This is a genomic window from Exiguobacterium sp. s57, from assembly GCF_018617685.1.
GTDB lineage: Bacteria > Bacillota > Bacilli > Exiguobacteriales > Exiguobacteriaceae > Exiguobacterium > Exiguobacterium marinum.
Window position 1 is genome coordinate 272240 of record NZ_JACSKR010000001.1, and the last position, 26154, is coordinate 298393.

At 46.7% G+C, this 26154-nt stretch carries 25 protein-coding genes; 22 read left to right on the forward strand and 3 right to left on the reverse strand.

Going from position 1 to position 26154, the window contains the following annotated elements; genetic code table 11:
* Positions 1-416 precede the first annotated feature (416 nt).
* The 8 genes from KNO98_RS01430 to nhaC all read left to right on the forward strand — a co-directional run bounded on the left by KNO98_RS01430 (position 417) and on the right by nhaC (position 9041).
* Positions 417-1247 carry a formate/nitrite transporter family protein gene (locus KNO98_RS01430; protein WP_370568602.1) on the forward strand — a complete coding sequence of 277 codons (831 nt, stop codon included), beginning with the start codon at positions 417-419 and terminating at the stop codon, positions 1245-1247.
* 190 nt (positions 1248-1437) lie between these two features.
* Positions 1438-3288 (forward strand): anaerobic ribonucleoside triphosphate reductase, encoded by a 1851-nt coding sequence (locus KNO98_RS01435; RefSeq protein WP_214698355.1) that lies wholly within the window; start codon positions 1438-1440, stop codon positions 3286-3288.
* On the forward strand, positions 3266-3721 hold the full coding sequence (nrdG, locus tag KNO98_RS01440; protein ID WP_214698357.1) for an anaerobic ribonucleoside-triphosphate reductase activating protein: 456 nt from the start codon (positions 3266-3268) through the stop codon (positions 3719-3721). Before KNO98_RS01435 ends, nrdG begins: the two co-directional genes overlap by 23 nt.
* 54 nt (positions 3722-3775) lie before the next feature.
* Positions 3776-4594, forward strand: coding sequence for a fumarylacetoacetate hydrolase family protein (locus tag KNO98_RS01445; protein ID WP_026826094.1), 819 nt, complete (start codon positions 3776-3778; stop codon positions 4592-4594).
* Positions 4595-4705: 111 nt separating this feature from the next.
* Positions 4706-5971, forward strand: a complete 1266-nt coding sequence (locus KNO98_RS01450) for a S1C family serine protease (protein WP_214698359.1) — start codon at positions 4706-4708, stop codon at positions 5969-5971.
* A 56-nt stretch (positions 5972-6027) separates the two neighbouring features.
* A complete protein-coding gene (locus tag KNO98_RS01455; protein WP_214698360.1) occupies positions 6028-6372 on the forward strand; it encodes a DoxX family protein in 345 nt (114 codons plus the stop codon).
* Positions 6373-6388: 16 nt separating this feature from the next.
* Positions 6389-7477: an amidohydrolase gene (locus tag KNO98_RS01460; RefSeq protein ID WP_214698361.1), complete on the forward strand. Its 1089-nt coding sequence runs from the start codon at positions 6389-6391 to the stop codon at positions 7475-7477.
* Between the two features lie 136 nt (positions 7478-7613).
* Positions 7614-9041, forward strand: a complete 1428-nt coding sequence (gene nhaC / locus KNO98_RS01465; protein ID WP_251129942.1) for a Na+/H+ antiporter NhaC — start codon at positions 7614-7616, stop codon at positions 9039-9041.
* Between the two features lie 15 nt (positions 9042-9056).
* Here nhaC and KNO98_RS01470 read toward each other — a convergent pair whose 3' ends face one another.
* Complete coding sequence (locus KNO98_RS01470; RefSeq protein WP_214698362.1) at positions 9057-10259, reverse strand: MarR family transcriptional regulator; 1203 nt, start codon at positions 10257-10259, stop codon at positions 9057-9059.
* Positions 10260-10339: 80 nt separating this feature from the next.
* Between KNO98_RS01470 and KNO98_RS01475 the strand changes: the two genes are divergently transcribed.
* Both KNO98_RS01475 and KNO98_RS01480 read left to right on the forward strand, forming a co-directional pair.
* A complete protein-coding gene (locus KNO98_RS01475; protein WP_214698364.1) occupies positions 10340-11470 on the forward strand; it encodes a mandelate racemase/muconate lactonizing enzyme family protein in 1131 nt (376 codons plus the stop codon).
* Positions 11457-12128 carry a hypothetical protein gene (locus KNO98_RS01480; RefSeq protein WP_026826087.1) on the forward strand — a complete coding sequence of 224 codons (672 nt, stop codon included), beginning with the start codon at positions 11457-11459 and terminating at the stop codon, positions 12126-12128. Before KNO98_RS01475 ends, KNO98_RS01480 begins: the two co-directional genes overlap by 14 nt.
* Before the next feature lie 37 nt (positions 12129-12165).
* On the opposite strand, the gene KNO98_RS01485 is transcribed toward KNO98_RS01480, so the two are convergent.
* The gene (locus KNO98_RS01485; protein ID WP_026826086.1) at positions 12166-12915 is read right to left on the reverse strand and encodes a GDSL-type esterase/lipase family protein; all 750 of its coding nucleotides are present in this window, start codon (positions 12913-12915) and stop codon (positions 12166-12168) included.
* Between the two features lie 118 nt (positions 12916-13033).
* Here KNO98_RS01485 and KNO98_RS01490 point away from each other — a divergent pair, with 118 nt between their 5' ends.
* The 6 genes from KNO98_RS01490 (at position 13034) to hfq (ending at position 18996) form a co-directional block, all read left to right on the forward strand.
* Entirely contained in the window at positions 13034-13954 is a 921-nt protein-coding gene (locus tag KNO98_RS01490; RefSeq protein ID WP_214698369.1) for an ABC transporter ATP-binding protein, read from the forward strand.
* Positions 13947-14945, forward strand: a complete 999-nt coding sequence (locus tag KNO98_RS01495) for an ABC transporter permease (RefSeq protein WP_251129439.1) — start codon at positions 13947-13949, stop codon at positions 14943-14945. Before KNO98_RS01490 ends, KNO98_RS01495 begins: the two co-directional genes overlap by 8 nt.
* Before the next feature lie 175 nt (positions 14946-15120).
* Complete coding sequence (locus KNO98_RS01500; protein ID WP_214698370.1) at positions 15121-16650, forward strand: M4 family metallopeptidase; 1530 nt, start codon at positions 15121-15123, stop codon at positions 16648-16650.
* 208 nt (positions 16651-16858) lie between these two features.
* Positions 16859-17449 carry an AmiS/UreI family transporter gene (locus KNO98_RS01505; RefSeq protein WP_214698372.1) on the forward strand — a complete coding sequence of 197 codons (591 nt, stop codon included), beginning with the start codon at positions 16859-16861 and terminating at the stop codon, positions 17447-17449.
* 335 nt (positions 17450-17784) lie between these two features.
* Positions 17785-18720: a tRNA (adenosine(37)-N6)-dimethylallyltransferase MiaA gene (gene miaA / locus KNO98_RS01510; RefSeq protein ID WP_026826081.1), complete on the forward strand. Its 936-nt coding sequence runs from the start codon at positions 17785-17787 to the stop codon at positions 18718-18720.
* 27 nt (positions 18721-18747) lie between these two features.
* Positions 18748-18996: an RNA chaperone Hfq gene (gene hfq, locus KNO98_RS01515; RefSeq protein WP_012726185.1), complete on the forward strand. Its 249-nt coding sequence runs from the start codon at positions 18748-18750 to the stop codon at positions 18994-18996.
* 38 nt (positions 18997-19034) lie between these two features.
* On the opposite strand, the gene KNO98_RS01520 is transcribed toward hfq, so the two are convergent.
* Positions 19035-19547: a hypothetical protein gene (locus tag KNO98_RS01520; RefSeq protein WP_214698374.1), complete on the reverse strand. Its 513-nt coding sequence runs from the start codon at positions 19545-19547 to the stop codon at positions 19035-19037.
* A gap of 155 nt (positions 19548-19702) precedes the next feature.
* Between KNO98_RS01520 and KNO98_RS01525 the strand changes: the two genes are divergently transcribed.
* The 6 genes from KNO98_RS01525 to KNO98_RS01550 all read left to right on the forward strand — a co-directional run bounded on the left by KNO98_RS01525 (position 19703) and on the right by KNO98_RS01550 (position 26146).
* Entirely contained in the window at positions 19703-20881 is a 1179-nt protein-coding gene (locus tag KNO98_RS01525) for an HD domain-containing protein (RefSeq protein ID WP_214698376.1), read from the forward strand.
* Positions 20882-20896: 15 nt separating this feature from the next.
* A complete protein-coding gene (locus tag KNO98_RS01530) occupies positions 20897-21847 on the forward strand; it encodes a CobW family GTP-binding protein (protein ID WP_214698378.1) in 951 nt (316 codons plus the stop codon).
* Positions 21828-22610, forward strand: coding sequence for a 5'-3' exonuclease (locus KNO98_RS01535; RefSeq protein ID WP_214698380.1), 783 nt, complete (start codon positions 21828-21830; stop codon positions 22608-22610). The genes KNO98_RS01530 and KNO98_RS01535 overlap by 20 nt, the downstream gene beginning before the upstream one ends.
* Positions 22591-22983 (forward strand): reverse transcriptase-like protein, encoded by a 393-nt coding sequence (locus tag KNO98_RS01540; RefSeq protein WP_026826076.1) that lies wholly within the window; start codon positions 22591-22593, stop codon positions 22981-22983. Before KNO98_RS01535 ends, KNO98_RS01540 begins: the two co-directional genes overlap by 20 nt.
* A gap of 103 nt (positions 22984-23086) precedes the next feature.
* Positions 23087-24487 (forward strand): class II fumarate hydratase, encoded by a 1401-nt coding sequence (gene fumC / locus KNO98_RS01545; RefSeq protein WP_214698382.1) that lies wholly within the window; start codon positions 23087-23089, stop codon positions 24485-24487.
* A gap of 168 nt (positions 24488-24655) precedes the next feature.
* Complete coding sequence (locus tag KNO98_RS01550; protein WP_026826073.1) at positions 24656-26146, forward strand: GGDEF domain-containing protein; 1491 nt, start codon at positions 24656-24658, stop codon at positions 26144-26146.
* The last annotated feature ends 8 nt before the right edge of the window (positions 26147-26154 follow it).

Genomic DNA, 26154 nt, shown 5'->3' on the forward strand with positions numbered 1-26154 from the left:
TCGAATTGTGCTGATTAAAAAATTGACAAGGCTACAACGTGCTTACTTCATGGAAGGTATTAGCATCGATAGTAACGAGTTAGAGGGACAGGAAATCTTTGTTTGTCATCTCTTATTGTCTCCTGTTACCGCTGAGATTCATTTCAAAAAAATTGAATCGGAACGGAATATCACTGATGAAATTTCCACTATGATTTAAAGAGATTTGGATAGTCATTCTCCCTAAAAACGGGAGATTTTTTATTTGTCACAAATCCGCCATATGTAAACGATTACGATGTGAACACTCTGTCAATTCCTTCTAGAAGTGATTGCCAACAGAGACTGTACAGTTTATATTGTTAATGATTTCACATATTAGAACTGATACTTTCCTATTTAATTATTCAGAAAGAAGGGTTTGTGACATGGCATCAATGGAAATCCATGCACTCGAATCATTACGGAAAAAAGCACAGGCTTCCTCGCAAATGATTCATTATCGTCCAATGGAATACTTTTTACGGGCAATGTTAGCCGGGATCTTCATCGGCTTTGCTTCAATCTTTACGTTGAAAGTCGTTAACGGTATGTATTTAGCGGAATCTCCGTTCACGACACTCATCGGGGGCTTCTCGTTCGGGATCGCGCTCGTCATGATCATCTATGGGGGAGCGGAATTGTTCACGGGAAATACGATGTATTTCACAACGTCGACACTTCGCGGTTATACGACGCTCAGTGATACGATGCTCGTCTGGTTGCTCTGCTTCGTCGGAAACGCACTCGGGGGCATCCTTTTCGCATTATTACTAGCACCGACTGGCGTCATCCAAGAACTTGGCATGAACAACTGGTTGTTCTCCGTTGTTGAGGGGAAAATGCATCATACGACGGTCGAAATTTTCTTCCGCGCTATCTTCTGTAACTGGATGGTCTGTCTCGCTATTTTCTTACCGAAACAAATGAAAAATGAGTTCGCTCAAATCTTCTCGATGATCTTCCTTGTCGCGGTCTTCTTCGCTTCAGGATTCGACCACGTCATTGCCAACTTCGTCTTGTTCGCCTTAACGCTCGTCGTCCCACATCCTGAGACGATCAGCATGGCAGGTGCGATTCACAACTTAATTCCTGCGACGTTCGGTAACATTATCGGTGGAGCGCTCTTCATGGGAGCCATCTATACGTGGCTCAACTCGAAGGGTCTCCGTGAAGCACAAGAATTAGAGGAAGAAGTCGAATTAAAAGTTGTAAAAGCTGTTAAATAAATGATGTTTGTCACATGCAGCGTAGAGCCTTGTCTTACCGAAGACGAGGCTCTTTTTTATCGTATGCCACAAATAAACTGTCACAATATCGACTCGTGACCATCGAGAAAAATACGTGCCATAATCTATATATAGGATTAATAAAACGATTAAGATTGTTTTGAATCCATATATAGTGAGGTGATGGGTTTTGAAATTACTGCAGTTGTATGAGGACGTCTGCATCTTACCAGACCAAGACTTAGTACAAGAGAATGCGAACGTGGACGGTAAATCCCCGCTCGGGAAACTAGCACGACTCTCTTCGGAAGTGTCGAAAGAACTATCGCAGACGTATTTGATGTCGGAGCGACCAAAACAGGCCGTCACTGATAACTATTTATACGTGCACGACGCCGACTATTACATCACAGGCTCGACGACATGTTGTCAAATTCCACTCGGTCAATTATTAAAAGATGGATTCCATACGGGGCATGGAACAATCAGGTCACCAAAGGACATTCGCTCCGCCATGGCACTCGCATCGATCATCCTTCAAGCGAATCAAAATATGCAACACGGGGGGCAGGCGTTCCCGATGTTTGACGTCGATTTGGCACCGTATGTCGAGAAGACATATGAGCGTCAACTGAGCCGACTCCAATCATTGCCTGTTGACTGGGACGATGCGCAATTGGAGACACTCGCGGAAGAAGAAACGATCTCTGCGACGTATCAGGCGTGTGAGGCGTTTATTCACAATGCGAACTCGATGCACTCACGAGGTGGCGGGCAAGTGCCTTTCGTTTCGATCAATTATGGAACGGACACATCAAAGTGGGGACGCATCCTCATTCGAGAGCTACTTCGTGCCACGGAACGTGGGTTAGGGAATGCAGAGACCCCGATTTTTCCTATTCAAATCTTTAAAGTGAAGGAAGGCATCAACTTCCACGAGGACGATCCGAACGTCGATCTTTTCCGTGAAGCGTGTCGCGTCACGGGCAAACGGCTTTTCCCGAACTTTTCTTTCATCGATGCCCCGTTCAACGCGTCATACTACGATGGGACGCATGCATCTGAAGTGGCGTATATGGGTTGCCGCACTCGGGTCATGGGAAACCGGCACGGAGAAGAGACGTCGATCGGTCGTGGCAATCTTTCCTTTTCCACACTCAACTTAGTGAAGATGGCACTTGTCTCGGAGTCGATCTCGGATTTTTACCGCATTCTCAACCAATATGTCGACATCGGGATCGAACAGTTGATCGAGCGTTTCGAATATCAATGTACGCGTCGCGCTGAAGAATTCCGATTCCTCTACACACAAGGTGTCTGGCGTGGAAGTGAGCTGTTACATATTCATGATGAAGTCCGAGACGTATTGAAACAAGGAACGCTTTCACTCGGTTTCATCGGACTCGCTGAAACGTTGAAGGTGTTGACGGGAGGTACACATGCCGAGTCGCGTGAGGCGGAACGACTCGGTCTCGACATCGTCACGCACTTGGCCAATCGCATGCGTGTGGCAGCCGAAACGTACGACTTGAACTTTTCGTTGCTCGCGACACCGGCAGAAGGATTGTCAGGTAAATTTGTAACGCGAGACCAGGAAGCGTTTGGGATGATTGAAGGTGTCACCAATCGTGCCTTTTATACAAATTCATTCCACGTGCCGGTCTATCAGTCTGTATCGATTCGTGAGAAAATTCGGATTGAGGCACCGTATCACGCATTGTGTGACGCGGGACATATTTCTTATGTCGAGGTCGATGGTTCCCTCGCCCACAATGCGGAAGCGGTAGAATCGATTGTCCGCTTGATGCGTCAGCATGACATCGGCTATGGTTCCATCAATCATCCGGTCGACCGCTGCGGGAATTGCGGGTTAGAAGGATTGATTGATGCGGCCTGTCCGACTTGTGGCGAGGATACAAACATTGAACGAATCCGCCGCATCACCGGTTATTTAGTCGGGACGATGGATCGCTGGAACACGGCAAAGCGAGAAGAAGAACGAGCGAGGGTGAAACATGATGCGCATTCTATCCGTCGTTGAAGAGTCTGTGGTCGATGGACCGGGGATTCGGACGGTCATCTTTACTGCAGGCTGTCCGCATCACTGTAAAGGTTGTCACAATCCGTCTTCCTGGAATCCAGCCGGTGGTGAGGAAGTCGAAGTGGAGGAACTTGTTCAACGCGTCAAGCTCAGTGGTTGGGACGGGGTGACCATTTCTGGAGGCGAACCGTTTCTTCAATCGTCAGCGCTAGCGGAACTCGTCATGGCATGTAAGTCGCTCGGTAAAAATGTGTGGGTGTATACGGGTTATACGCTTGAACAGTTGGAAGCGATGCACGACGAAGCGGTTCAAACCGTGTTAGACTACGCCGATGTGCTCGTCGACGGTCGTTACGAGCAGTCGCTACGAGACATGGAACTCCGCTTTCGGGGATCGAGTAATCAACGGATCATCTTTTTGAATAAAGTGTAATCGAGGCAGAGATGTCTCGATTTTTTGTATAATGATGAAAAAGGGGGAGTATTGATGAAATGGTGTAGTTTTGAGATGCAGGAAGAACAACGAGTGGGAATTGTCGAGGGTGATTTCGTCTACGATGTCAGCAATCAAGTACATACGACAAATTTATTAGAAGTGATCGCGCGTGAATTCGAACCGGATATCGATTTGGACGTGGCGCCCTCATACCGAGTGACGGAGGTGAAATTGCTCGCCCCGTACCGTCCGCTAAAAAACGTGATTTGTATCGGCAAGAACTACGAAGAACATGTGAAAGAGATGGATACAGCGGGAGCAGGGAAACTCGTCATCTTCACGAAAGCGCCGACCTCGGTCGTCGGTCCGGAGGCTGTCATTGAGCGTCATCCGGAATTGACGGATAAACTCGACTATGAGGGTGAGCTCGCCGTCATCATCGGAAAGTCGGGACGAGACATCGAAGCGGTCGAGGAACACATATTCGGATATACGATTTTAAATGACGTGACGGCACGGGACGTACAAAAAGAACATGTCCAATTCTTCCGTGGTAAGTCGTTCGATACGTTTTGTCCGATGGGACCATTCATCGTGACACCGGACGAGCTCCAGTTCCCTCTCCAAATCAAAACAAGTGTTAACGGGGAGACGCGTCAAAACGGGACGACAGCCGATATGATTCGTCCGATTGACGAGCTCATTCGTACATTGTCGAAAGGCATGACGCTCGAAGCGGGTGACATCATCGCGACGGGTACGCCTGCCGGGGTCGGGCATGGGATGATGCCACCGACGTATCTTCAAACGGGAGACACCGTCGAAGTGGCGATTGAAGGTCTCGGTACGTTAAGAAATGTGATTGTCTGAATGAAATGACGCAAAATGTGAAGAATCTTGTAATTCATTTATCATTTTATAAATGAGTGTTCCTCTTCGTTATAGTAAGGGTAGAAGATAACACAGAGGAGATGAATCATTATGGATCGTCACGATCAATCAAATGAACGCGATCAATTACATGAATCAGAACAACAAAAAGATTGGTTAGATACAGAACTCGGTTCATCCAACCGAGAAGAGACAATGGTACGAACACAAACAAAACCGTCATTCGTCAGCCGCATGTTCCCAGGACTTGTGGGCGGGGTCATCGGGGCATTGCTGACGGGCGCAATTGCTTACCCGTTTATCGACCAACCTGCAACGAGTGTCAGTGACACGAACGTGACCTCGCAAGGGACTCCGGTCCAGACGTCATCGAACGTATCCGATTCTTCGGTCACGAATGCCGTCGCGACCGCTCAACCTGCCGTCGTGACCGTGAACAACTTCGCCCAAACCGGATTCTCAAGTGAGGCCGTCGAGGCTGGAGTCGGGTCGGGCGTCATCTATAAAAAAGAAGGTGACTCGGCATATATCGCGACGAACCACCACGTCGTCAATGGAGCGGACAAGCTGACGGTCACGTTTAATGATGGCACAACAGCGGAAGCGACACTCATGGGAAGTGACGCGACGTATGACTTGGCCGTATTGAAAGTAGACGCTGACAAAGTACCGGCCGTCATCTCAATCGGCAAATCGAGCGAGTTAAAACCGGGTCAAACGGTCATCGCCATCGGGAATCCGCTCGGACAATTCGAAAACTCCGTGACGCGCGGTGTCGTCTCCTCGACGTCACGTCTCGTACCGGTCGATACGGATGAGAACGGACAGGCCGATTTCAACGCCGAGGTCATTCAAACGGATGCGGCCATCAACCCAGGTAACTCAGGTGGTGCGTTAATCAACGAAGAAGGACAACTCGTCGGAATCAACTCGATGAAAATTGCGACGGCAGAAGTCGAAGGAGTCGGATTCTCCATCCCGGTCGACATCGCGCTTCCGCTCATCAATCAAATTGAACAGACGGGAGAAGTGAATCATCCTTCACTCGGCGTCTCGCTTCGTGACGTATCAGAGTTCCCTCCAGGTTACTTGACGGAACAAATCAACTTGCCTGAATCGGTGACGGCGGGAACGATCATCGTGGAAGTGCAACAAAATAGTTCAGCTGCGAAAGCGGGTCTTAAAGCGCGTGACGTCATTGTGAAAATCAATGACAAAGAAGTCAGCTCGTTCATCGATCTCCGTAGTGAATTGATTCGAGACACGGATGGAACGGTCGATATCGAATACGTCCGTGACGGAAAAACAGAGACTGTTCAAGTCGAGATTCAAAACGCGAACGGTTCTACATTGTAAAAGGTGGGCAATATGCCCGCCTTTTTTGCTATGCTTATACAAAAGGAGGATGAGATATGGTACGAAATTTATATGGGGTGTTACTCTTCGGGGCAGGGATGTTACATTTTGTCAGAGAGAAGGCGTTCATGTCGATTATTCCGAAGTCTTGGCCGTTCCGTCGACTGATGGTGCAACTGAGCGGAGTCGTTGAAGTCACATTCGGAGCGATGCTCTTACTGAACAAGGGGACGTCGTTCGTAAAACGGATGTTGCCGGCATTTTTTATCGCCGTCTTCCCGGCAAATATCAATATGGCCGTGAAGCCATCTAGAATCGGCGGGAAAGTCATCCCGAAATGGATCACATGGAGTCGACTGCCTTTACAGTGGGTCCTCATCAAAGGCGTCAAAAAAATTTAAAGGTGTGGAGATACATATGACAAGCGTACTCAAGTGGTTTGAACATTTTCATGCACATCCAGAAATCAGTTGGAAAGAAGTCGAGACGACTCGAACAATCGCATCGATCTTATCAGACTGGTCGATTCCGCATCGGACGTTTGAGGATGTGACCGGCGTAATCGCAGAGATTGGATCAGGAGAAGACGTGATTGCGGTCCGAGCCGATATCGATGCGTTATGGCAACAAGTGGACGGAACGTTTCGTGCTAATCATTCGTGTGGACATGATGCGAACATCAGCATGGTACTCGGTGCGCTCGAACAGTTGAAAGACGAAGCGTTACAAAAGCGAATCCGTTTCATCTTCCAACCTGCCGAAGAGCAAGGAAACGGTTCACTCGCCATGATTGAACGGGGCGCGCTTGAAGATGTGACACAACTGCTCGGGATCCATTTGCGTCCACAAGAAGAGTTGAAAAAGGGACAATACGCGGCAGCGATTCAACATGGGGCTGCCTTCTTCCTGAAGGGAGAAGTGCTTGGAGATGATGCTCATGGTGCGAGACCGCATCAAGGGCAGAACGCACTCGATGTCATCTTTACGATTCAACACATGTTAAAAAGCATTTACTTGTCGCCTTTTGAGCCCCACTCCGTCAAGTTGACGAAAGTACACGCCGGGAGTGACAACATGAACATCATTCCGGGAAATGCGACGTTCTCGATTGATGTCCGTGCTCAACGAAATAAAGAATTGCTCGCTTTGCGAAATCGTGTCGAGGACATGCTTCACCATGTCGCTCAACTTCATCACGTGAAACTGGAATGGGAGTGGCAAGACTTCACACCGGGAGCTGTTGTCGGGGAAGAATCTAGCCAAATCGTCAAGCGAGCGATTGAGAAACGCTTCGGTGAGTCGGCTCTCGTCGAACGGATTGTCACGTCAGGTAGTGATGATTTTCATTTTTATACCGTTGAGAAACCGACGCTGGATGCGACGATGATTGGAATCGGGGCTGATTTAGGTCCAGGTCTTCATCATCCTCATATGACGTTTGACCGTGACGCCTTGGAAGACGGGGCACTCCTGCTCGCGGATGCACTCCGGATTGCAGCGACATAAATCAGGATGAGTGGGATAGACAGATGTCTGTCCACTCATTTTTTTATTGCATCAGTCCATTGTAAGCGCTATCATAACGTTATTAGCGACAATATAACGACAATTCTGAATTTTCGCTATAAGGGGAGGAAGCTAGATGGAAACAATGGGGAACAAAAAAGACATGAAACTAGGATGGGCACTGTTGCCACTCAGTGTGATGATTGTCGTCATGCTCATCTCGATCGTCCAACTCGGTCAAGGACCACATATCCCGCTCATCGTTGGGACGGCAGTCGCCTCGATCGTCGCCTGGCGTCACGGGTTTAAGTGGAAAGAGATTGAAGAGATGATGTATAAAGGAATTCGTCTCGCCTTGCCGGCAGTCGTCATCATCATTCTCGTCGGGTTGACGATTGGAGCATGGATTGGTGGAGGGATTGTCGCAACGATGATTTATTTCGGACTGAAGATCATCTCACCGGCATACTTTTTGTTAACGATTTGCCTCATCTGTGCGGTCGTCGCACTTTCGATCGGGAGCTCATGGTCGACGATGGGAACGATCGGGGTAGCGGGGATGGGCATCGGGCTGAGTATGGGGATACCAGCGCCGATGGTTGCGGGGGCCGTCATCTCGGGTGCTTATTTCGGGGATAAGATGTCACCTTTGTCAGACACGACAAACTTGGCGGCAGGGTTGACTAAAACCAATTTATTCGTACATATCCGGCACATGTTATATACGACGATTCCAGGACTCATCATTGCGCTCGGGGTCTACGCATGGCTCGGTAGACGATTTGCGGATTCGACGACAGACTCGTCCGAAATCACGCAGACACTAACGATTTTAGAGGACAGTTTTGTCATCTCACCATGGTTACTCATCGTCCCACTCGCCGTCATTTTGCTCGTTGCAAAGAAGGTGCCGGCGATTCCGGCACTCGTCGTCGGGATTGCACTCGGTTTCTTGGCTCAAGTGTTCATCCAAGGCGGAACGCTTGCTGACAGCGTAGGCGCTCTACAAAGTGGCTATGTCATTGATACTGGAAATGAGCTGGTCGATAACCTCTTCAGCCGAGGTGGTCTTGATGCGATGATGTACACGGTCTCGATGACCATCGTCGCGATGACGTTCGGTGGGATTTTAGAATATTCGGGAATGTTACAATCCATTATGAACCAAATCTTGAAGTTGGCGAAAACGGCAGGATCGTTGATTGCTTCAACGATTCTAGCGGGGATTGCGACGAATGCGACGTGTTCCGAGCAGTACATCTCCATCGTCGTCCCGTCACGCATGTTTGCCGGGGCTTATGAGAAAATGGGACTTCAATCGAAGAATTTATCTCGTGCACTCGAGGACGGTGGAACATTGACGTCGGTATTTATTCCGTGGAACACGTGCGGGGTATTCATACTTGGGACGCTCGGTGTCGGAGCGTTCGAATATGCGCCATACGCCGTCTTAAACTTCATCGTACCGGTCATTTCGATTTTGTATGCCTTCACAGGATATACGATTGAACGCATGGCGGTCATTCAACAAGAAGAACCTGTCGCTGAACAGGCGGCACAATAAAACAATTCCCGGTCGTCAATCGACCGGGAATTGAAATTTATAGACAGTGCGCGGTCGACCTTGACTGTAACTCATCTCTTCGCCAATCCGATGAACGAGTTTTGCATCAACCAATTTTTTGATGAGTCGTTCTGTCGTACGACGTGTCACGTTTAAATGGTCGGTCAACTCTTTCGCTGTAAACTCGAGATGGTCCGTTGAAAAGTGAATGAGCTTTTCGATATTAGTCGGACTCATACCGGTCTGTTTCATCATGTCATAGACACGCGTTTGCGTGACGCGGAAATGAATCGGTGCGGGTTGATCGGTGAACGTCATTCGTTTTGAATCATCGACGATTCGTATAGTGGCATCGCTTGTCGTATGAAGGGCAAGTTCGGCATGGTCAAAGGCACGTTGATAATCGGATCCATACCCGATGCCGACATGACCAGGAGTGTCCTCTGACAAGATGAAACCGTTTGAAATGGCGGATTCAATCTTTCCTTTATTCGATAGAAGGACGATACTGTCTTGGGCGGTCCCCATGAATTTGCCACCGAAACAGTGATGTTTTCTCACATGGTTGAGCGTATCTTTACTTGCATCCGAGTAGCAGAGCACAGCAAATTGTGACTGGTCTGATTTGTTCAAACGAATCTGTTGAATAAAATTATGGAAGTGGTGGAGAATCCTTTCTTTTGGCTCAATCATGAGTTGACTAGCAAAACCATTTTCCACTAAGTGACGATGGACTCGCTCGACACTCGTCAAGGCGAATCGTGTCGTCCCGTTTTGTTGAAGCTGTTCATGAAACGCAATCAACTCTTCGAAATTCATATACGGACTGAGCTCTTTCACTTGCGATGGCGACATGTGACTTGGAAATGATGTTAAAATCGATTCAAGTCGTGACGTGTCGACGAGATCGATGGAGAGATTTTCGATCCGGAGCTGCTCAGTCAACGTCACGTATAAGAGTGACGTCAATAACACGACATCATCTTGAACGACATGGTGGGCGTATGGAAGGGTCGCCTCCTCTGTCGCGTACGTATAAGGGAATGAACCGGAAAAGAACACTCCGTCAAAAAATAGGAGTTGTGTAGCGATGTCTTTCGCTTCACGTGGGTCATCATAAGGAAATCCTTCGATCCGGACATCGGGTAAGGAAGAGGAACCTTTCCGTACCTGTTGAATAAACGCTGGTGAGCCGACGACGGCGATATGGATGGACATATAAAAATCCCCCTTGCAATTTAGCGACTATATAACGACAATATAGAGGAAAGAGCAGTTGAAGTAAAGGAGTGATGAAAATGAATATTCAAAAAATAGAAATTTTCTCGGTTCGCTTTCCGTTAAAAGTACCATTCATCGTCAGTTATCACCGTTATGATGATATGCCGTCTGTCATTGTCAAAATGACCACGTCTTGTGGACTGATTGGTTATGGAGAAGCCGTGGCGGATGAGCATGTGACAGGGGAGTCGGCAGAGAGCACTGTCAGTGTCCTCCGTCATCTGTTGGCGCCGCTCTTAATCGGAAAAAATCCGATGCATCTAGAGCATATTCATGACGAGATGGACCGTGCGATTCGAGGTGTTCCGGCTGCCAAAGCAGCGCTCGATATCGCGTGTCATGATGTGATTGGGAAAAAGCTGAATCAACCAATCTACGAATGGATTGGCGGTCGGTACCATGAGTCATTCCCAGTCACTCACGTCTTGAGTATCGGAGAGCCGAGCCATATGGCACAAGAGGCACTCGAACAAATGAAACGAGGCTATACGGCCGTGAAGATGAAGGTCGGAGTCGATGTGCAAACGGACGTGGCGCGTGTCAAGGCGGTACGGGAAGCAGTAGGAAATGACGTGCCGATTCGAGTCGACGTTAACCAAGGATGGGTCAATGCGGCCAATACGGTTCAAGCCATGCGTCTACTCGAACCGTATGGAATCGATTGGGTCGAACAACCGGTCAAGGCGGATGATTTTGAAGGCATGTTCGAAGTGAAACAAAAAATCTCCGTCCCACTCATGATCGATGAAGGGCTGAAAGACGTTCACGATATGAGACGCTTGACGATGATGCAGGCAGCCCATAAAGCAAACATCAAGCTGATGAAGTGTGGTGGCATCTATCCGGCGAAGAAGTTAGTCCATATGGCGGAAATGTCGGGGATTGAATGTCAAATCGGTTCAATGGTCGAATCATCCATTGCATCGAGTGCAGGATTCCACGTCGCTTTCTCGAGTAAAATCGTGAAGACGGTCGAGTTGACGGGACCGCTCCGGTTCGGGAAAGATGTCGGAAACTTATCATATGATTTACCAATCATCTCGCTGAACAATCGTCCGGGACTCGGTATTGATGTCGATGAAGACGTGTTGTGTGAATTGACGACGGATTCTTACGAGATTGGAGAAGAGTCGCATGTGGCAAGGTGAAATCAAAGACCTTTCACTTCAAGTAGACGTTCTAAGCTTGTCAGATTTACCTGAACTATTGTCCGTTCAAGATGCGGTCATTCAGGTGTTGGCTGAACCAGAACATTATCAATCTCTATCAATCGAAGAGTTCACGAAACTATTGAAGGATCAGACGTTGATTGGGGCAAAATCAGATGGTCGGATCATCGCATTCCGAGCGATGCTCATCCCGCCGATTGACAACGAACATTTAGGGCGAGATATCGGTTGGCCAGAGGATTTGCTTGAACGTGTCATTTATCAAGAAGTGACGAACGTCCATCCAGAATTCCGTGGATATGGACTACAGACACATTTAGGCAAACTGTTGATGTCACAAGTTGAATCGGATAACCGATTCGATGTCGTCTGTGCAACCGTCGCCCCATTCAATATTCCAAGTATGAAAGACAAATTCTCTCTTGGACTCCGAATCGGTGCGTTTAAAGAGAAGTATGGTGGGAAACTTCGATATATTTTTTACAAAGAGATGCATCGTATGTGGCAACCTACTTCAGAAGTGACGGAGGTGCCGATGGAAGATCGGGCGCGACAAGTTGAGTTGCTTCAAGCAGGTTGGGTCGGGACGGACATGATGAAACAAGGGGAACAGTGGGTCGTTCGATATGAGAAGTAAAAAATCCTCGTCAAGCTTAGCCTGACGAGGATTTTTGTTACTCAAGGACGAAGAGTACATCATTCGCGAATTTTTCATACGTGCGGTCACTCGGATGGAATTGGTCGGTCGCGAGATCTCGTGATAAATCAGAGATGTAGGAGAACGGGTCAATCACATTGATGTTTTGAGCATTCGCTAATTGTTTCGCAGATGCATTCCAATCGAGGATGAGTTGATTGAACGCCTGTCCGTTCTCATCATTTTGAAACGGATTGTATAGACCGATATAGACGATGGTCGCCGAGTCGTTCAATGATCGAATTTCAGAAAAAATTGTTTCAAGATTTGTCTTCGCATCCGTGATGACTTGTTGAATATCGACCTCTTCGAAATTATCGACATTTTCTCCACGGTTAAACAAATCGTTTCCTCCGATGGTCAACGTGATATATCGGGCGTTCTCGATTGTCCGACGCACTTCAGGCTGCTCGAGTTGTGTGAGTAAATCTTCTGTGCGTGCTCCAGAGATGGCCAGGTTTTGGGTACGGACACCGTCTTCTTCAAGTACCGTACTTACGGGTTGAACATATCCAGCACCAGACGTTGACCCTACTCCGCGCGTCAACGAATCGCCAAGTGCGACGTAGACGTCTCCTTCTGGTTCAGGGCGTTCGTCTTCGGAGACGGAAAGTGTTCGTTCCGGGGGGTTGACGATATCCTGATAACCAATCCATAGACCGTATAAGGCGATTACCGTTAATAAAACGGCACCACTTAAAAATGCATACCATTTCGACTGTTTCATGGGCTGACCTCGCTTTCTATACACATATCATATCAAAAATGTATGGATGTGCCCTATGTGAATGTTCGAATAGGACAGATTCGCTTTTGTCCGATAGAATAAGAGAAGAGGTGAGACAATGGAACCGACGTTAAAGTTACATCAACTAACAAAAGTGATTGGTAAAAAGACGATTATCGATAATATTTCGTTAGACGTCTATCCAGGCGAGGTATTCGGATTTTTAGGACCAAACGGCGCCGGGAAGACGACGACGATTCGAATGATTGTTGGCTTGATCAAACCGACGAAAGGAAATGTATCGATTTGTGGGTATCGTGTCGACAAACAATTTGTTCAAGCGATGAACCAAATCGGAGCCATCGTCGAGAATCCAGAACTGTATAAATTTTTATCCGGACGTGAGAACTTAGAAGCATTTGCACGGATGTTACCTAATGTGGATGACAAACGGATTCAGGAAGTCATCGATCTCGTCGACTTGACTGCTCGAATCGATGATAAAGTGAAAACGTACTCCCTTGGGATGCGTCAACGGCTCGGAATTGCTCAGGCGTTGTTGAATAACCCACGAGTTCTTATTTTAGATGAGCCGACGAACGGACTCGACCCAATGGGGATTCGAGATTTGCGATTATTCATTCGTCGTCTTGTAGAAGAGACGGGACTGAGTGTTCTCGTATCGAGTCACATCTTGGCGGAGATTGAACTACTCGCGGATCGAGTCGCTATCATGTCCCGAGGTAAGATCGTCAAAGTAGGTACAGTTGAATCATTAATTGAAGAACTTGCATCGACAGTTGACTTGCATGTCACTAATAGTTTTGAAGTGTTACCCATCGTTCAAGGATACGTTGGAATCGATCAAGCGGACGTGGTTGATGAGCGGACGATTCGCATTTCGATGAACGTTGAAGAGACGGCAAAGTTGAATCGCTATTTAATAGAAAGAGACGTCGAAGTGTTCGGACTCGAACGACGGGTGCAGACACTAGAAGACCTCTTCATCACATTGACAGGCGGTGATCATATTGCCTAATCCATCGATGCTTGGCCTTATTCGTAATGAAGTATTAAAAATTCATCGGAAACGCAGATTGATGGTTGTCTCTATTATCTTGATCGTACTCGTCTCCATGTTTACGTACGCAAACTATCGTCAAATCGAGAAGCAACGTGAAGAACAAGGCACGATTGATTGGCGTGTCGATCTCCAGCAAGAGATCATCGATACGCAAAACCGACTCGCCTCTGCGAACGTTCAAGACGAGTTCAGGCAGATTCTCGAATTTCAAGTCCAACAGAATCAATATTATCTTGATAATGATATCAATCCGAATTATCCGGGGGCCCCGACGTTCATGCGTGTCTTCTTCTCCCAAGGGACGACGCTCGTCTTGCCGCTCTTTATCATCGTATTGATGGCGGATATCGTCAGCGGGGAACATAACGATGGGACAATCAAGACACTGTTATCCCGTCCGGTCCGGCGATTTAAGATTCTGATCGCCAAATGGCTGACAACGCTACTCTATACATCGATCTTAATTTTTGTGACCGCCATCGTCAGTTACGCCATATCCGGAATCGTTCTAGGTTGGGACGGTTGGACCGCTCCGATTCTGACTGGTTTCCAAGCTTCACCGACCGGAACGTTCTCGACCGATTTTGTGCATATTTTGCCGATGTGGGAATACTTGCTCATGTCGATGGGACTGTCGTGGCTTGTCGTCGCCGCAGTCGGAACAATTTCACTTATGATCTCTGTATTGGTGAAAAACACGGCGACTGGAATCGGGATTATGATGGCCGTCCTCATCTCTGGGCCGCTTTTGACATCACTAGGCTCAAATTGGGATAGCTCGAAATACCTGGTGAACGTCAACTTCGGCCTTCATACCTATTTGGAGGGACAAGCCCCACCCATTGATGGGATGACATTACCGTTTTCTCTACTTGTCATTCTCATTTGGTCGATGGCCGCCCTGGCGTATGCGTTTTATCACTTTACGCAAAAAGATGTCTATTAATTTGTTAGTGCTACCTTCCTAGGTAGTACTATTTTTTTTGGCTGAAATGAGGATAAGAGAATAGGTTTTGGTCCGGATGACTCAATATTTAGAATTGTCAAAATAATTAAAAGGATGGATACAAACCTTTTGGTAAAGTGTGTAAAGTAAGAGTTATCACAAAGGAGGGAAACACATGAAAAAAGTTGTATCTACATCATTAATCGCAGGCGTCTTGCTCGTACCACAACTGGTCGGTGCGGCAGAATTGAAGTCAGGCACATTGACGAAACCATCAGAAAGTGAACCAACGACGATCGTCAAAGAGTACGTCAAATCAAAAGGTGAATTCAAGACGATCGAGTCGAAGTCGGACAAAGTCGGGAAAGTGGTTAAGCTTCAACAAACAGTTGATGGCGTGCCCGTATTCGGTGGTGTGGTAGTCGGTGTCGTAGATGAAGTGGGTCAATTGAAGACGGTTGTAGACGATGCCAAATCGGTGAAAAACCTACATAAGTCAATCAAGTTAAGCGAGAAGAAAGCCATCGCGAGTTATAAAAAGCTCGTTGGACATAAAGGGGCTTACGAGCTCGAACCTGAAACGGAATTGATTGTTTATCCAAAAGGTGACAAGTCGGTCTATGCGTATCAAGTGACCGGAACAATCCTTGAAGCGGAAGAACCGTCGCGTTGGACATATTTTATCGATGCGGGTACTGGAGAAGTTCTCAACAAATTCGATCAATTGGCACACGCTAAACCAACGAACGGTGTGACGGGCACAACATATACAGGAACGGGAATCGATGTTCTCGGCTATAGCCAGACATTCAAGACAACGAAGAGTGGTTCATATTACTATTTACAGGATTCAACACGAGGAAAAGGGATTTATACGTACGATGCTGGAAACCGTACACGCCTTCCGGGTTCACTTTGGGCTGATGTCGATAACGTCTTGAACACCACATATGACCGTGCAGCGGTTTCAGCACACGTCAACGCAACGAAAACGTATGACTTCTATAAGAATACGTATGGACGTAACAGTTATGATAACGCTGGTGCTGCCCTCAACTCGACGGTTCACTATAGCCGTAGTTACAACAACGCGTTCTGGGATGGTAGCAAGATGGTATATGGTGACGGAGATGGTCAGACGTTCACATACCTTTCAGGTGCACTTGACGTAGTCGCTCATGAATTGACACACGCGGTCACGGAGTATACGGCAGGGTTGATCTATCAAAACGAATCTGGTGCAATCAATGAGGCAATATCAGATATTTTAGGAACGGTTGCCGAATATAGTGTCGGTACAAACTTCGATTGGTTGGTAGGGGAAGACATCTACACACCGGGAGTTGCAGGCGACGGACTTCGTTCGATGGCAAACCCTGCCGCATATGGAGACCCAGATCACTACTCGAAACGTTACACAGGGACACAAGACAATGGTGGGGTTCACATCAACTCGGGTATCGTCAACAAAGCGGCATACCTCTTAGGTAACGGTGGATCACATTACGGCGTGTCTGTACAGGGTGTAGGAGTCATGGAGATGGGGGATATCTATTACCGCGCTCTAAACGTTTACTTGACGCCAACATCAAACTTCTCAAGCCTTCGTCAAGCGGTTGTGCAATCCGCGAAAGACTTTTACGGTTCAACGAGCCCGCAAGCGGTATCGGCTGCGAAATCATTTGACGCTGTCGGAATCTATTAATACCTCGAAATCCTTTCCGGATGTTCCGGAAAGGATTTTTTTTTTTACATAGGAAAGGGTCATTGATGGAATGATTCAAATGCTTGAAAATGAGTAATGGATGACGTTCTCGTGAACAATAAAAATTCCCCTTGCACTGTAAGCGAATTCAAGCTAAAGTGATACAGTAGAATAGAGGTCAGACATCTGTACAAAAGGGGTAATGAATGTGGGTAACGTAAGTTTATTATTTGGTGGTGTCGCGCTATTTTTAAATAGTCTTGTCCTTCTCGGGAAGGTAGATACAAAAAGTGCTGGGGTATTTAGTCTGTTTACAGGAATCTTACAAACGTTTATCGCCACGTGGTTATTGATCGGGGCAAGTCCTGAAGAGCAGTTCGGTCTCGCAAGCATTTATCTGTTTTCATTCACTTATTTATACGTTGGTGTGACATTTATTTTGAATTTAGACGGTCGTGGAGTCGGCTGGTTCTCGTTATTCGTATCGATTGCAGCTTCATTTTATGGGGTGATGGCGATTGCTGGCGGCGATTCAATGGGTGCGTTGACGTGGTTCTTCTGGTCATTCTTATGGTCGCTCTTCTTTTTCGGGATGGGACTTGGTCGACCAAACGAGGCATTTACAGCTCGTGTTGCCCTTGTATTGTCATGGTTGACTCTTATTGTTCCAGCGATGATCGGGATGGCAGGACTTTTGAACGGGTTATACGAGATGATTTGGTGGGCTGCGAGTGGTACAGCGATTCTTTACTTCATCGTATCTGTTAAGCGTACGAAACAATCTGTTGAGGTTGCGTAAATAACATTTATAAAATCATACGAGGTCATCTAGTGTGATTCAATCGTACCGGGTGACTTTTTTAGTTCCAGTAGTTCGATATATATAGTGATGGTTTTCTTGTTCTTCTTAGCGCACTCTTTATGAGTGTGTTTTATTTTGTGTCTAAATTGTGAAAAATGGGAATGAGGAAGCTAAAGGAGGCGAAAGCAGATGAGTGATGGTCTCGTGTTATTACTCGGATTACTTTTATGTGGCTGGATGCTGTTTGCCGTCGTATTTGATGATAGAATAAAAAGAAGAATTTGATGACCCGTCTCGCGAGGAGACGGGTTTTTAATTGAGGAGTGAAGAGTATGAAAAAAACACCTGTCGTCGTCATCGTCGGACCAACCGCCGTTGGAAAAACAAAGACGGGTATCGAACTGGCGAAATCGTTCGACGGCGAAATCGTCTCGGGTGATTCGGTTCAAGTGTATCGAGGTATGGACATCGGTTCAGCGAAAGTGACGAAAGAAGAGGCCGAAGGGATCCCACATCATTTGATTGATATATGTGACCCGGATGACGCCATGAGCGTCGCGATGTTTCAGCAGTTAGCACGTGCCGCCATCGATGATATTTATGCCCGTGGCAAGTTACCGATTATCGTCGGCGGGACGGGGCTATACATTCGCTCCATCTTATATGACTATGAATTTGTGGAGCGACCTGTGGATGAAGCGTTGCGGGCTGACCTCGAACGATTGGCAGAAGTCGAAGGGCGTGAGGCGCTACACCAAAGATTGGTTCAACTTGACCCAGAGCGTGCGGCTACGATTCACCCGAATAACGTGCGTCGCGTCGTGCGTGCGCTCGAGGTGGCGATGCAAGGTGATACACAGACGACGGACAGTGCTCCATCCGAACATTATGATTATCGATTGTTCGTCCTTCATGCGGATCGTGAGATGCTATACGCCCGAATCAATCAACGCGTCGATGCGATGATGGAGGCAGGGCTTGTCGAAGAAGTCGAACGACTTTTGGCACAAGGATATCGTGATACGCAGGCGATGCGAGCCATCGGCTATAAGGAAATTATTCCATACGTAGAAGGAGAAATCTCAAAAGATCGGGCTACAGATTTGTTAAAACAACATACAAGACAATTTGCCAAACGGCAGTTGACGTGGTTCCGACATCAATTTGATGGAATTTGGGTAGATATGGGACGAAAATCATTTGAACTATCATATAAAAGTATTTATGATGATGTAGAGGAGTTTTTTCGAAAATTCCGATTATTTTAAAGAGATAAAGACTAGGGGGAATCCAGCATGAAAGCGAGCTACAACATCCAAGACCATTTTTTGAATCAACTTCGAAAAGAAATGGTGCCAACGACTGTATTTTTAGTAAGTGGGTTTCAAATTCGAGGTGTCATCAAATCATTTGATAACTTTACTGTCATCGTCGAATCGGAAGGGCGTCAACAGTTGATCTATAAACATGCGATTTCGACATTTTCACCGGCACGTAACGTGACGCTTTATGAGCCGGATGCAGTAGAAGTAACAGAAGGATGAGCATAAGAAAAGGAGCGGGCCGGGGACCGCTCCTTTTCTTATGCCGTTTTTGATGTTCCTGGCTGTTTGATTGCCTCAAGTACACGCTGAATGGCGCATCCACCGAGTAGAGAATCTACTTGACCACAAATCTGAATTGGTGTTGACCGATGTAACAATGTGTATGTCCGTTTCCATGCCCGTTCAGCCGATTGAATTCGGACGAGAAGGTCGGCATGGCTTAATTCTTTTAACTTGTCGATGTTGAGGCGGTTCGTACGTGCGAAGGCCGACAGAATCACTGCTTTCGCTAGAGGGGTCTGAAGTGGGTACCCGGATAGCTCGAGAGTAGCCATCGCCCCTTTCATCTCATGTTCGACGATTTTGTCGAGTGACTCATCTTTTGCATATGGATTACCGGAATGGTGCGTAAGAGACTGCTCTAAATCTTGCATTCCCACCGGACAAGCAGACGCTTGTAAAATATGTTCAATCGATTGCTGTTCTTGTGCATAACGTGTCGCTTCCCCCGAGGCGATGAAACGTTCATACGTATCGATTAATGAAATCATTCTCGTTTCCCCCTTTATAGAACTACCTTTATCGTACCAATAATCGTAAGCGCTTTCAATATGGTGGGGACGAAATTGAAACCCTACTAGAAAGTATGTTCGCCTAATGTGTGGAAACACGATACAATGTCAGAAGATGCGAGGAGGGAATGTATATGAACTATTACCAACAGATTGATCCGATCATAGGTACTTCTACGAACCAAGAAAGATTTCGAATACCTCAAATTGAAAAATCGAAAGAACGTTTAGACCGGTTACAGGACGGCGCACCTGTCCAGACGAAAGCGCTTGTCAGTACGGTTGAAGTGAAGGAAGGGAAGAGCGGTGCGAAGTGGATACAACTAAGTGTCACGACGGCGACCGGGATGATGCGCGCGAAACATTGGCTCCGTGGGAACGAGAGCGAACTACTTCCAATCTATGAGTCTGGCGTGATTGAATTGTCAGGAAAAATCGATATCTATCCAAAACCAGATGGTGCAAAATCAATCATTATCGACCGGGTTCATCCCATCTCAAAAGATGAAGCCATCTCTTTACTCCCTGGCTTACCGGGTGACGAAACGATGGAACAATTTGCTGATGAGTTATTCAGCTTAATCGATACGTTGTCGCCGACTTATCAACAGATCGCCTATGGTCTCCTTGATTTCGTTTGGGATGATTTCGTACTGTCGCCAGCAGCGCTTTACCATCATCATAATTACGCTGGAGGATTGCTGAAGCATACCGTTTGTATGTTACGTCTCGGATATCGGATTCAAGAACAGGATGACTATTTGGCCATGGTGTTCCGTGTAATCAAAGAAGCCGAGCAGTTGCATAAAGTCGACCTTTGGAATACGATGAACGGGGTTAAAATTGAACAGGCCTATAAAGGAACGTTCGAATCATTGTATGCCGCATGCGAAGCGATGGCAGAACGGAAAGAGCCATTGAACTGGGACGAACTCGCACTTGGAATCCTTTTCCACGACATCGGAAAAATATATGAATACAGTCATCTGCTATCTAGTCCGAATCGTTTTGAGAAACTATCTCCTGTTGAGGGTACAAGTGAAACGACCGGCATCTCGATCAATCCGATTGGAACATTAATTGGGCATATGCCATACGGTGGCCTGTTGTTCGAAGAGACGTTACGCCAATCAAAGATTCGACTGCCGATCGACGTTCATCATCGTATTTGGCATATGATTTTATCGCATCACGGGAAGCGTGAGTGGGGATCAAGTGTTTTGCCGATGACGACGGAAGCTTGGATGCTTCATTTGATTGATTTATTGGATGCGCGCTATGAGAAATGGGCTCGCGCACACGAAGAACTGTAAGAAAAGGGTGATAACATGATTCCCGTACAATTAGTGACCGGGTTTTTAGGAGCAGGCAAGACAACATATATGAATCGTTTACTCGCTGCGACCGATGAGAAGATTTGTTTGATTGTTAACGAACTTGGGTCTGTCAATATCGATGAACAGTTGATTGTGAAGATGGACCAGGAGCAAATCGAGCTCTCGAACGGCTGTATTTGTTGTTCGATTCAAAATGACTTGAGTAAGACGTTTTATCAACTCGTGGCGAAGAAGGAGACATTTGACCGAATCATCATCGAGACGACTGGTGTTGCCGACCCGGCCCCAATCATCCAGACAATTTATTATGATGAATATTTACGACAACACTTCAAGATGAATGCTATCTTAACTGTCGTGGATGCAAGCCAAATGGATCGCGAACTGTTTAAAGAAGGCATTCATCAAATCGCCTATGCGGATTTGATTTTGTTAAATAAAACGGATTTAGTCTCAGTGGAAGAGCTGGACCAGGCACATCAGCGAATTGAACAACTCAACCCGACTGTTCGGATTGTGGAGACTGTCCAAACAGTAGGCGATTACGAACTACTCGAAAATACGTTCCAACTGTCACGAGTCGACGAACAGAAGTTGAGTCAACTGACGGAGATGAGTGAATCGGTGTCTTCCCTTCGTGCGATCACACTGAATGCTGAGCGCCCTTTGTCTCGGGATCGGGTGACCCGTTATGTCCGTGAGGTACTGATGCATTATGAGGATTCGATTTATCGGATGAAAGCGATTGTCCGACTAAAAGACGAGAATCGAAAGTTCGTCATTCAAGCAACGAATCAGCTCATGGGCGCGACGTTTGCGAACGAGTTACATGAAGGGGACCGTTCGGTATTCGTCTGGATTGGAAAAGAATTAGATGCCGAGGCGTTGGCACGAGGATTAAAAGCATGTGAGGTGGAGCAAGATGAAGCTCATTCTAATTGATGGATTCAACTTATTGTCACGCTATTATTTTGCGACGGAGCGGAGACGGGCACAAGATCCGGACGTAACGGTGAAAGGGTTGCTTCGAAAAGTGGATTCATGGACGACAGACTTTTCGCACATCGCCTTCTTTTGGGACGGAACGCGAGAGTCCACACATCGCTATGCCATGTACCCTGAATATAAAGCAACGCGAAGTGGACTGCCTGAACCGTTGTTTGATGACTACTTGAAATTGAGGGTCGCTTTGGATGAACGAGGCATCTTACAATCCGAGTTGACCGGCTATGAGGCAGACGACTTGATGGGAGCTGTTGCGACGGCGTTTCCAGGGGAATCGTATCTCTATTCCTCTGACCGTGATTTGCTACAATTGTTGTCACCAACCGTGTTTCAAATCATGCCGAAAAAAGGTGAGGAGCAACTCGTGAATGAGGGTTTGTTTGAAGCGATGTATGGGGTAAAACCTAATCAGTTTGTCGACGTGAAGGCACTCCAAGGAGATGCTTCAGATAATATTCCAGGTGTGCGCGGAATCGGTCCGAAAACGGCAACTATCCTGATTCAACATTACGATACGATTGAGACGCTTTACATGCACGTGCAGAATGAAACGCTTGAAGCGACCCACCAAAAGTTTGCAAAAAAACTAGACGGTCATGAAGAGATTGCGCTCTTGTCAAAACGTCTGTCGCAGATTGACATTTATGCTCCAATCAATACGGACTGGGAGGCGTACCGCTTTGGTTCACATCTATTTTGACGCGGCAACCAATCAAACAACTGGAGAAAACGGCATCGGTGTTTGGATCAAGTCATCAGACGGTACAGTATCAACATTCAAGCAACGGGTGCTAGGGCTGTCGAGCGTCCATGCTGAACTAGCAGCTTGTGCCTATGCACTTGAAAAGGCGCATTTGATGCAAGAGGAGACGTCATTCATGCTCTACTCTGATGCTGACGTGGTTGTTCGTGCATTAGAGCAACGCTTCATGAAAGATGATTCGGCGAAGCCGCTCTTTCTTAAAGCGTTGATTGCGTATGATGAACTACCCACTATCTTTTTGAAATGGATTCCGCGTGTGGAAAATCGAGCGGATTTGATTGCCCGTGAGGCATTGAATGGAACGAGTTAAGTGACTAAGATCATTCTTGGTCGCTTTTTTGACGGAGTCATTTCTTTTTAGATGGTTTTTCGCTAAAATGAAAGCGTACTCAACTATAGAGGGGGAATTTACAATGGATTTTCGGATCGAACGGGATACAATGGGGGAAATTAAAGTCCCAGCTAATGCGAAATGGGGAGCGCAAACGCAGCGAAGTCTTGAAAACTTTAAAATCGGTGCTGAGAAGATGCCGCTTGAGATTGTATACGCTTTTGCCATTTTGAAAAAAGGAGCGGCTTTAGCGAACGCCGAACTTGGTGTACTTGAGGAAGACAAAGCGATCATCATCTCGGAAGTTGCGGATGAGATTTTAGCAGGGCAACACGACGCCGAATTTCCGCTTGTCGTCTGGCAGACGGGTTCAGGAACGCAGTCCAACATGAACGTCAACGAAGTCATCGCGCATCTTGCCAATGAAAAGTTACAGGCACGAGGACAATCGATCACGATTCATCCAAATGATGATGTCAACAAATCGCAGAGCTCGAACGATACGTATCCGACAGCGATGCACATCGCAGCCATCCTTTCTGTACAAGATGATGTCCTACCGGCAATCGACTCGCTTTACAAAACCCTTTCGCAAAAAGCGAAAGCGTATATGGATATCGTCAAAATCGGACGGACGCATCTTCAAGATGCGACACCGGTCACGCTCGGACAGGAAATCAGCGGCTGGGTGCGGATGCTAGAACTGTCAAAACAGATGATTGAACGGACGATAGAACCACTCACTGAGCTTGCTCTCGGAGGAACGGCCGTCGGGACAGGTATCAACGCGCACCCTGAGTTCGGTGAAGTCGTAGCCAAGAAAATCTCAGAAGAGACAGGCAAGCCGTTCATTACAGCCGTGAACAAATTCCACGCTCTAACGAGTCACGATCAACTCGTCTTCACGCACGGTGCTTTAAAAGCACTAGCGATGGACGCCATGAAGATTGCGAACGATGTGCGTTGGTTGGCTTCTGGTCCGCGTGCGGGAATCGGAGAAATTACGATTCCAGAAAATGAACCGGGAAGCTCGATTATGCCTGGTAAAGTAAATCCAACGCAAAGCGAGGCTCTCACGATGGTTGCCGCGCAAGTACTTGGTAATGATGCGACGATTGGCTTTGGGGCGAGTCAGGGGAATTTTGAACTGAATGTTTTCAAGCCGGTCATCATGTACAATTTCCTACAAACATGCCGTCTATTGACGGACAGCTTACATTCATTTAATGATCATTGTGCTGTCGGGATTGAACCGAATCAGGAAGTGATTTCACGAAACGTAGAGCAATCACTCATGCTCGTCACAGCACTCAATCCGCATATCGGATATGAGAACGCTGCAAAAATTGCAAAATCGGCACACAAAAACGGCACCTCTTTAAAAGAAGCGGCATTGAAAACAGGTTTATTGACAGAAGAACAATTCAATCAATGGATTCGTCCCGAAGAGATGACTACTCCAAATCTAAAAGTGAAAAAATAACGAAAAGCGGTCGCAAGACCGCTTTTTGTATGTCTATTTTAGGACATATGACCTATGTATATGTAAAACAATAGAAAATAAATAAGGAAATAGTTGTATTTTAACCGCCGAAGTCGCATAATCGAAGCATAAGATAATTCGGGGAGTACGAACATAGGGGGGACGAAAATGGAGCAAGGTCAACTCACTGAGCGTATACATATGATTTTGAAGAAGATATCAGAGTCTAGACAAATTCCAAAAAGCGATATCGAATTTCTACTCGATTGGATGAAGAAGGAAGTTAGACAACGACGTTTGATGCATTTGTTAGAAATCTTTAGTCGTGTCGAGTCTGACGCGAAGGAGTTACCTAGTGTCCTCACCCAAGCGGAAGCATTGACCCTGATTTCACCTGTGAAGCGGTATATCCATACAGTCCTAGGAATTGAACAAGAAGATGAAGACCTTGTCCTGATTTTATCAGCAAGTTTTTCTACATTTAGTCGCTATAAATCGCGTGTCGAAAAACTAGGAGCTCGTCCGGTATTTTTACAAACCCTCGAAGAAGCGGTTGAATACGATTATGAGGATGTGCCAAAAGCCATCATCATGGACGTCGAACTATGGCCGCAGTTCAAAGAACGAGACATCCAATCATTCGTCAGCAAAATGAGAAAACTCTATGTGCCGCTCATCGTCATCGGTACGAATGAACACTATCGTCTTGCTGCATATTCTTACGGATTCGATGATTATTGGGAATCGTGGGTTCCGATGGAGGAACGGTTGGTACGTCTCGGATTACATATTGAAAAATCCCGTCTCGTATCAAAGGCGTTACTCGTGGATGAATTGACAGGAGCCTTTAACCGCAAGTATTTGAAACCGACATTCTCTCGATTCATCTCGAGATTGGAGCGCTCTGGAGAGAGTTTTGCTGTCGCCTTACTTGATATCGATCATTTCAAACAATTGAACGATACGTTCGGTCATTCATACGGAGATGACGTCCTTCATCGTGTATCAGAGGAAATTCGCCATGCGATTCGCTCGAGCGATGAGCTCATTCGTTATGGTGGAGAAGAATTTTTAATTCTCTTAAATGTTTCAGATCGGGCGATTGTCGAAACGGTGTTGGAGCGTGTCCGTTCAAAAATCGAAACGATGGAGTTTCCTTATGACCATCAAGTGACGGTATCGATTGGCTACACGCGTGTCTGCCAGACGGGCTATACACTTGGTGAATGGTGCGCCTATGCAGATGAGGCGTTATACAAAGCGAAACGAGATGGACGAAATCGTGTTGTCCGTTATTCATCTGCAGTCCGTGAAGAGAAGCGGATTGCATATGTGACGATGTCAACGAATACATATATTTCGCTCGCGGACCGACTGCCTAAAGAACACCGCCGATATGAAGTAGTGTATCGTCCTTATGAAGCGTATTCTTGTAACGATAACATTGAAATGTTCGTCTTGGATGATGCCCGGGTAGATGAAGCGAGAGGTACATTGTCTGCCGTGAAGGAGCAGCGGGGGAAATATAGCCACATTCTCGCAGTATCGAAACGTACCGCATCTGAGCTTGAAGCGATTTATGATGACTATGCGGATGAAGAACATGACGAAATCATTACGAAAAAAATTGAACAGTGGCTAGAAAAACTACCAGACTAAAAAGCAGA

Bases quoted from the DNA above. Each gene is read 5' to 3' on its own strand.
- KNO98_RS01530 (WP_214698378.1), top strand. From the start codon at position 20,897: ATGATTCCCGTACAATTAGTGACCGGGTTTTTAGGAGCAGGCAAGACA.
- hfq (WP_012726185.1), top strand. From the start codon at position 18,748: ATGAAAGCGAGCTACAACATCCAAGACCATTTTTTGAATCAACTTCGA.
- KNO98_RS01480 (WP_026826087.1), top strand. From the start codon at position 11,457: ATGTGGCAAGGTGAAATCAAAGACCTTTCACTTCAAGTAGACGTTCTA.
- KNO98_RS01520 (WP_214698374.1), bottom strand. From the start codon at position 19,547: ATGATTTCATTAATCGATACGTATGAACGTTTCATCGCCTCGGGGGAA.
- nrdG (WP_214698357.1), top strand. From the start codon at position 3,266: ATGCGCATTCTATCCGTCGTTGAAGAGTCTGTGGTCGATGGACCGGGG.
- KNO98_RS01470 (WP_214698362.1), bottom strand. From the start codon at position 10,259: ATGTCCATCCATATCGCCGTCGTCGGCTCACCAGCGTTTATTCAACAG.
- fumC (WP_214698382.1), top strand. From the start codon at position 23,087: ATGGATTTTCGGATCGAACGGGATACAATGGGGGAAATTAAAGTCCCA.
- nhaC (WP_251129942.1), top strand. From the start codon at position 7,614: ATGGAAACAATGGGGAACAAAAAAGACATGAAACTAGGATGGGCACTG.
- KNO98_RS01535 (WP_214698380.1), top strand. From the start codon at position 21,828: ATGAAGCTCATTCTAATTGATGGATTCAACTTATTGTCACGCTATTAT.
- miaA (WP_026826081.1), top strand. From the start codon at position 17,785: ATGAAAAAAACACCTGTCGTCGTCATCGTCGGACCAACCGCCGTTGGA.
- KNO98_RS01500 (WP_214698370.1), top strand. From the start codon at position 15,121: ATGAAAAAAGTTGTATCTACATCATTAATCGCAGGCGTCTTGCTCGTA.
- KNO98_RS01455 (WP_214698360.1), top strand. From the start codon at position 6,028: ATGGTACGAAATTTATATGGGGTGTTACTCTTCGGGGCAGGGATGTTA.
- KNO98_RS01460 (WP_214698361.1), top strand. From the start codon at position 6,389: ATGACAAGCGTACTCAAGTGGTTTGAACATTTTCATGCACATCCAGAA.
- KNO98_RS01475 (WP_214698364.1), top strand. From the start codon at position 10,340: ATGAATATTCAAAAAATAGAAATTTTCTCGGTTCGCTTTCCGTTAAAA.
- KNO98_RS01550 (WP_026826073.1), top strand. From the start codon at position 24,656: ATGGAGCAAGGTCAACTCACTGAGCGTATACATATGATTTTGAAGAAG.
- KNO98_RS01430 (WP_370568602.1), top strand. From the start codon at position 417: ATGGAAATCCATGCACTCGAATCATTACGGAAAAAAGCACAGGCTTCC.
- KNO98_RS01445 (WP_026826094.1), top strand. From the start codon at position 3,776: ATGAAATGGTGTAGTTTTGAGATGCAGGAAGAACAACGAGTGGGAATT.
- KNO98_RS01525 (WP_214698376.1), top strand. From the start codon at position 19,703: ATGAACTATTACCAACAGATTGATCCGATCATAGGTACTTCTACGAAC.
- KNO98_RS01490 (WP_214698369.1), top strand. From the start codon at position 13,034: ATGGAACCGACGTTAAAGTTACATCAACTAACAAAAGTGATTGGTAAA.
- KNO98_RS01485 (WP_026826086.1), bottom strand. From the start codon at position 12,915: ATGAAACAGTCGAAATGGTATGCATTTTTAAGTGGTGCCGTTTTATTA.
- KNO98_RS01450 (WP_214698359.1), top strand. From the start codon at position 4,706: ATGGATCGTCACGATCAATCAAATGAACGCGATCAATTACATGAATCA.